This is a genomic window from Dyadobacter sp. HNCC25DJ185 (assembly GCF_056895195.1).
The window spans coordinates 149,949-155,948 of the sequence record NZ_JBXHAR010000014.1; the positions used below are offsets into that span (position 1 = coordinate 149,949).

A 6,000-nucleotide genomic window follows, 5' to 3' on the forward strand; every position below is an offset into this window, starting at 1 on the left:
AACTAATACAAGAATAGATTGACAAAAAAATGAAAAAAAGTGATATTTTCATATCATTTTAATCCTAGATTTAGAATAAAATAGATTCTATTGATAAAAAGCAGGTCATTTTAGAAGTTCCCGTGCTATTACGAGTTTTTGTATTTCCGAGGTACCCTCATAAATCTGGGTAATTTTTGCATCCCTCATCAGCCGCTCAACGTGGTATTCCTTCACATAACCATAGCCTCCGTGAATCTGAACGGCTTCTGTTGTAACCCACATCGCAACATCAGATGCATACAATTTGGCCATCGCGGCAGCCTGGATATAGTCTTTACTTTCATCTTTTAACCTCGCCGCTTTGTATACCAGAAGCCGGGCTGCTTCAATTTTTGTAGCCATTTCCGAAAGCTTGAACTGGATAGCCTGGTGTTCGCTGATGGGCTTGCCAAATGTTTTTCTCTCTTTGGAATATTTTAAGGATAGCTCGAATGCGCCGGCCGCAATACCCAGGGCCTGCGCCGCAATTCCGATCCGTCCGCCATTTAATGTACTCATCGCGAACTTGAAGCCAAAACCATCTTCTCCAATCCTGTTTTCCTTAGGTACTTTCACATCCGTAAACATCAGGGTATGCGTGTCGGAAGCCCTGATACCCATTTTGTCCTCCTTCTTCCCAACAACAAATCCCGCCCATCCTTTCTCCACCATAAATGCATTGATCCCCTTGTGCCTCTTTTCAGGGTTGGTCTGAGCGATAACCAGGCAAACCGATGAAGTATTACCGCTGGTAATCCAGTTTTTTGTACCGTTTAATAAATAATAGTCGCCCTTGTCGACGGCTGTCGAATGCTGGGAAGTAGCATCTGAACCCGCTTCAGGTTCTGACAAGCAGAAAGCCCCGATCATTTCCCCGGTAGTAAGTCTGGTCAGGTACTTTTGTTTTAGTTCTTCACTACCGTACATTTCCAACCCCCAACAAACAAGGGAATTGTTAACCGACATAATGACGCCTGCAGAAGCGTCAATTTTGGAAATTTCTTCCATGGCAATCGCATAAGCAAGCGTATCCATGCCGCCTCCGCCATATTCCGGGGACACCATCATTCCCATAAATCCCTGTTCGCCCATCTTTCTGGTAAGATCGGCATCAAATTTTTGAGCGCTATCCCGCTCAATCACTTTGGGCAAAAGTTGGTTTTGTGCAAAATCGCGTGCAGCTTCCCGCACCGACTGGTGTTCCTCGCTGAGATTGAAATCCATTCCTGCCAATTGTGTGGAAGATGACATAAATAGCGTTAATTATCGTTGACGATGTATACCAAAAATATAATTTTGACAAAAGGTATGCAAGCATACTTTCTTCTAACCAATTAAAACTTTGGGTTTTGCTGCTCATTTTCAAGAAAACTTGTCTTAAGTTTGCGCCCTGATTACGACAGATTGTCCATGCCCATACTCACTATCTTTTATATTAAGCTGTTCATTAACCTTGGATTAACGCTGGGAATTGTCTGGACAATCAGCAAGACCGAACTTTTTTCCAAATGGCAGCGGGAAAATGAAAAGCTGATCTTCGGGCTTGGTTTTGTCTTACTTCGCCTCATTCCATGGATCGGGATTTTCCTTATCGTTAATGAAGATCCAAGAGGAGATATCCCTTTCTTTTTTTATAAAGCCGAAGCAGCCAAAGCAGGAGGGTTCGTATATCGTGACTTCTGGTCGTACCATGCGCCGCTATATGCCTATATCATCAGCCTGCCTATCTGGCTCTGGCATAATTCCCGGGCAATTGTTCTTTTCATGGTTTTAATGGAAAGCATGATTCTATGGTTTACCTATCAAACCTACAAGAACCGGTCCGCACGTGCACTTCAGCTGGCGATGATTTACCTGTTACTTCCCGCAGGTTTTATGTACATCCTGGTCGACGGACAGGAGGAAGTATGGTTCTGGGGTGCGGCATTGCTGATATGGCGTTATACACTTAAAAAAACAGTGGATTACGAAGTCGGTGCCGGGCTGCTTTATGCGCTTGCTCTGCTGACGATCAAGGTTACCTTCATTTTTTTATTGCCCGCATTTCTGATAAGCGTTAAAAAACCATTGAAAATGCTTCTTGTTATGGCGGCTGTGGGGTTACCCGCGATCGGCTTCCTATATTGGCAAATCGGTGATCTCTTTCTAATGCCCATCCAGCATACAGAGCAATTAATGACGCCCAACCTTTTTTCCGTCAGTCGGCCGTTCGTAGAGTTGTTTTTTAAGATTGACGTTAAAAAGTCAACGATGATTAACTGGGTAGGCCTTCTTTTTACAGTGTTTGTTCCCGCATACATTGCATTCAAAGGGCGCCACAAACATATCAATCAAACTTTGCCGGGCCTTTTTATTGCCTGCTTTGTCTGCATGATGATTTTCCAAGCCAGCGCAATGGGCGCTTATGTGATCGCTTATTTGATGGCTGCGCTTTTTGAAATAATCGATATCCGTAAAACGCTGCACATAGTGGTTCTCCTGGCGCTCAACTGGCTCACGGTGGTACAACCCTTTGTTTGGGTTTATATCAAGCAGCCTGCGTACGCATCGTTTGACATGTTTGCCAACCCGTCTTTTCTTTTTGAGTACCTGCTCGAAATACTGAACGTACTCTGCTTTGCCTGGATATTAAGAGAAACATACCGGAAAGTATCCCTTTCCGAAAACCTGAGACCAGCATGAGCATTGTTCTGGCCAAAATGGGCATCAGTCTGCTTTGCTTATTGTGTACAGCGATGATTGTTTTATTTCAAAAAACAATTTCAAAATGGCTGGAAGACAAGTCTGTGGCTGCCGTTCTTTCAGTAAGCTGGATGGCCCTGCGTTTGCTTCCATTTATTGCCATCTACCTCATTGCAGGTCAGGAACCCACGTCGGATGTAAATGGCTTTTGGGATGAAGCCAGCAAAGCCTCACAAGGTCAGGTGGTCTACCGTGATTTTTGGTCTCCATATTCTCCATTATATGCTTATTTTCTCGGTATATGGCTCAAATTATGGTATGATCCCAAAATGATCGTGCTGACAATGACGGTCATGGATGGAATCGCACTGCTGGTATCCTATCATTTTTTCCGGTCTTTTCAATCGCGGGGAACATTTCTGGTTAAGGCTATTATATATCTGCTGTTACCCGGGTCGCTGGTGCTTTGCGTAATTGGTGCGCAAGAAGATATATGGATGTGGCTGTTCATGATCCTGGCTTATTTATTAAGAGAGCGGACTTTGCGCGTTGAATGGTATGCAATTGTTCTTGCAATCGGGTTATTAATGACGAAAGCGATCTTCATCCTCATTTTCGTACCACTATTTATTCTTGAAAAGGAAAAAATCCGTTTTCTCATACCCATAGCAATTATTGGAATCATTTCTCTTGCTATTTTATACCCGATTGTCGGCTGGGAATTTATGCAGCCCCTGGATGAGGCCAAAACCCTCAGGGCGCCAAACCTACCATCCGTTCTCAATCCTTTGTTTTTCAATCACATTGGCGTCGGCGAAAAATTCTGGAACTGGATTGGCCTCGTGAGCTCCGTTGGATTGTCCTGCCTGGCCGCATGGCGGTTAAGGAACGCCGATTTCCGGGTTATGCTTTCCAGGGTCTGGGTTGTCCTGTATGCCACGATGATGGTCGTGCAACAGAGCGCATACAGCAATTATATCTTTCTGTTTCTGATCCCGCTCGTTTTTGAGGTTATCAACTGGCGAAGCCGTCAGCAGGTTATCCTCCTTTTTGTCTTCAACCTGCTTTGTGTACTTCACCCCTCCTTCTGGTGGAGGCTGGGTATGCCGTGCTACATGACGCCCTCGGATACCTGGGCTTCGTCCGACTTACTGCTGGATTATTCCATGCAAGTTGCAATTGTAGTACTGACGGCTTACTTCATCTGGCTCGCCTTCCCAAAAAGGCGTACTGTTTAACTTTATTTAACGCCCAATCTTTAGCGCCGCTTCATACATTTGAGGATATACCAACGCCTTCATGAATGCTGCCGGTTGATCAACGAACATTGTTGGAGTTGCAAATTCTCGCGGGGCATGGCAGTTCTGCCAGCATCCTCGATTATTTTGATAAAACGAAAACCCACGGCGGCAGGGATTACCTGAAAACGCTGATCTCTAAACCAAAGGACACAATAACGGGGTTGCTGGCATTTCAGGATATGCTGAAAGCGATGGCTTCGGAACCTGAACGCTGGGAAATAGATATCCCAAGAACCTACATCATGGCTGCGGAAAGCTACTATGCGTTAAATGTGGCCCATTCCATGTCGCAGGATATCTTTAAGCATTGGATTGATACCTTCATTTTCTCACTCAGAAATCCGGAAGAGTTTTATCGCATTCAAAGCGGTCTTATGGCAGTCTTGCGGTTGGTCGGAGCAACACATCAAATGCTTAGCGCTGTCGAACACATTAAAATCCCGAAAGAGATTGCCTCGGAAGTAACCGCGATACGCAAATTTTTCTCTCGGGGTACAATCAAGAACCATTTGAAAAAAGATAGCAAGAACCTGTCCAATCGCGCAGTCTTTTATCTCGATTACTTTTTCAGGGTTCAGCATAAGGATAGCCTGAGACAGCTGCTCGATTTCTTTTACAGTTTAGACGCCTATCTTTCCATTGTAAAAACAGCTGCCGTTAGTGATCTCACATTTCCTCTGATTGATCCAAGCATCGGCGAATTCCACGCCGATTCAATTCGGCATCCGCTGATTGCCAATCCTGTTTCGAATTGCTTCAATTTGCAAAAGTCTAACCCGGTATGCATTCTTACCGGTGCCAATACGAGTGGAAAAACCACGTTTTTGAAAACCTGCGGCATTATCGTTTATCTTGCTCACCTGGGCTGGCCGGTCCCTGCGAAAAATATACGAATGTCCTTTTTCGACAGGTTATTTACGTCGATTCACCTTTCCGACGATCTGGGCCTAGGCTTCAGCCACTTTTACTATGAAGTGATGCTTATCAGACAAATGGTCCAGGCGCTTCACGAAGGCAACAAATGCTTCATTATGATCGATGAATTGTTCAGAGGTACCAATCAGGACGATTCTCTTTACTGTTCCCAAAAAGTACTGGACGGCTTCTCCCTATACCCGGACTCATTGTTCATTGTATCCACACACTTGCTGAAATTGGTTGAGGATCAGATGCTATCACCCAGGATCTCGTTCAAATGCTTTAAAACCAAGATAATAGGTCAGCGGTTTGAAAATTCATATCAAATTGAACCTGGCATTGCATTTGAAAAGGTGGGAAGCCTGATTATGGACCAATCCGGGATAATCGAATTGTTTGATAGTGATTCATTCAAGAGGATGTCCTAAAGGGGAAACAAGAGGGTTAACAAGTTAGCCCCAGACGCGCTTGTAAAAATTATCTCTGGCAGCCTTAGCTTTAATCAACGGGCCATAAAACCACTTCGCTTTCAGAGTTTGATCAAGGACTCCCAGTTCGCAAAGTTCCAATATCATGTATGGTCTCATAAATTTCGCTGCATAGCGCAACCTTATTTTCATGTCCTTTTTTGATAAATAAAAGCAGGCATATTGATCGAAAGCACCCAAGTTTACTAATGCATCAATTGTTAATCTATAATTTTTATAATTGACAGATAGCAACGGCTTGATGTAGATCGGATTACGTGACTTTCCCATCGCTTGGATAATTAGTGGGTATCCGTTTGGTATCGCGACAGTTTCCAGCAAATTGAGCACGAATAACATGATGTCTGGATCACCTTCCTTGATAAGACGCCTTAATGTATTTAATTTTGTTTTTCTTTCACGAACGGATAAGCTAAGAGCAATTTGTTCGAGAGTTTCTTTCATTACTATCGAGTTACATTTCTAATCCGAATATGACGTGAATCTCTTTACTTATGAATTTAGATTATTCATAGGCCAATAGAGTTTTTAAACGGCGTCGATCAATTGCATTAAGTTAATAGTCCCGTCTTTAAAATTCTTTATCAGAG

At 43.6% G+C, this 6,000-nt stretch carries 5 protein-coding genes; 3 read left to right on the plus strand and 2 right to left on the minus strand.

Going from position 1 to position 6,000, the window contains the following annotated elements; translation table 11 throughout:
- Positions 1 to 105 precede the first annotated feature (105 nt).
- Positions 106 to 1,245 carry an acyl-CoA dehydrogenase gene (locus AC1XUF_RS30185; RefSeq protein WP_483345604.1) on the minus strand — a complete coding sequence of 380 codons (1,140 nt, stop codon included), beginning with the start codon at positions 1,243 to 1,245 and terminating at the stop codon, positions 106 to 108.
- Positions 1,246 to 1,431: 186 nt separating this feature from the next.
- Here AC1XUF_RS30185 and AC1XUF_RS30190 point away from each other — a divergent pair, with 186 nt between their 5' ends.
- From AC1XUF_RS30190 to AC1XUF_RS30200, 3 genes are all read left to right on the plus strand, one after another.
- Positions 1,432 to 2,703 (plus strand): hypothetical protein, encoded by a 1,272-nt coding sequence (locus tag AC1XUF_RS30190; protein WP_483345597.1) that lies wholly within the window; start codon positions 1,432 to 1,434, stop codon positions 2,701 to 2,703.
- The gene (locus AC1XUF_RS30195; RefSeq protein ID WP_483345598.1) at positions 2,700 to 3,941 is read left to right on the plus strand and encodes a hypothetical protein; all 1,242 of its coding nucleotides are present in this window, start codon (positions 2,700 to 2,702) and stop codon (positions 3,939 to 3,941) included. The genes AC1XUF_RS30190 and AC1XUF_RS30195 overlap by 4 nt, the downstream gene beginning before the upstream one ends.
- 65 nt (positions 3,942 to 4,006) lie before the next feature.
- Positions 4,007 to 5,350, plus strand: coding sequence for a MutS-related protein (locus AC1XUF_RS30200; protein WP_483345599.1), 1,344 nt, complete (start codon positions 4,007 to 4,009; stop codon positions 5,348 to 5,350).
- Between the two features lie 24 nt (positions 5,351 to 5,374).
- Here AC1XUF_RS30200 and AC1XUF_RS30205 read toward each other — a convergent pair whose 3' ends face one another.
- Entirely contained in the window at positions 5,375 to 5,854 is a 480-nt protein-coding gene (locus AC1XUF_RS30205; protein ID WP_483345600.1) for a hypothetical protein, read from the minus strand.
- Positions 5,855 to 6,000 lie beyond the last annotated feature (146 nt).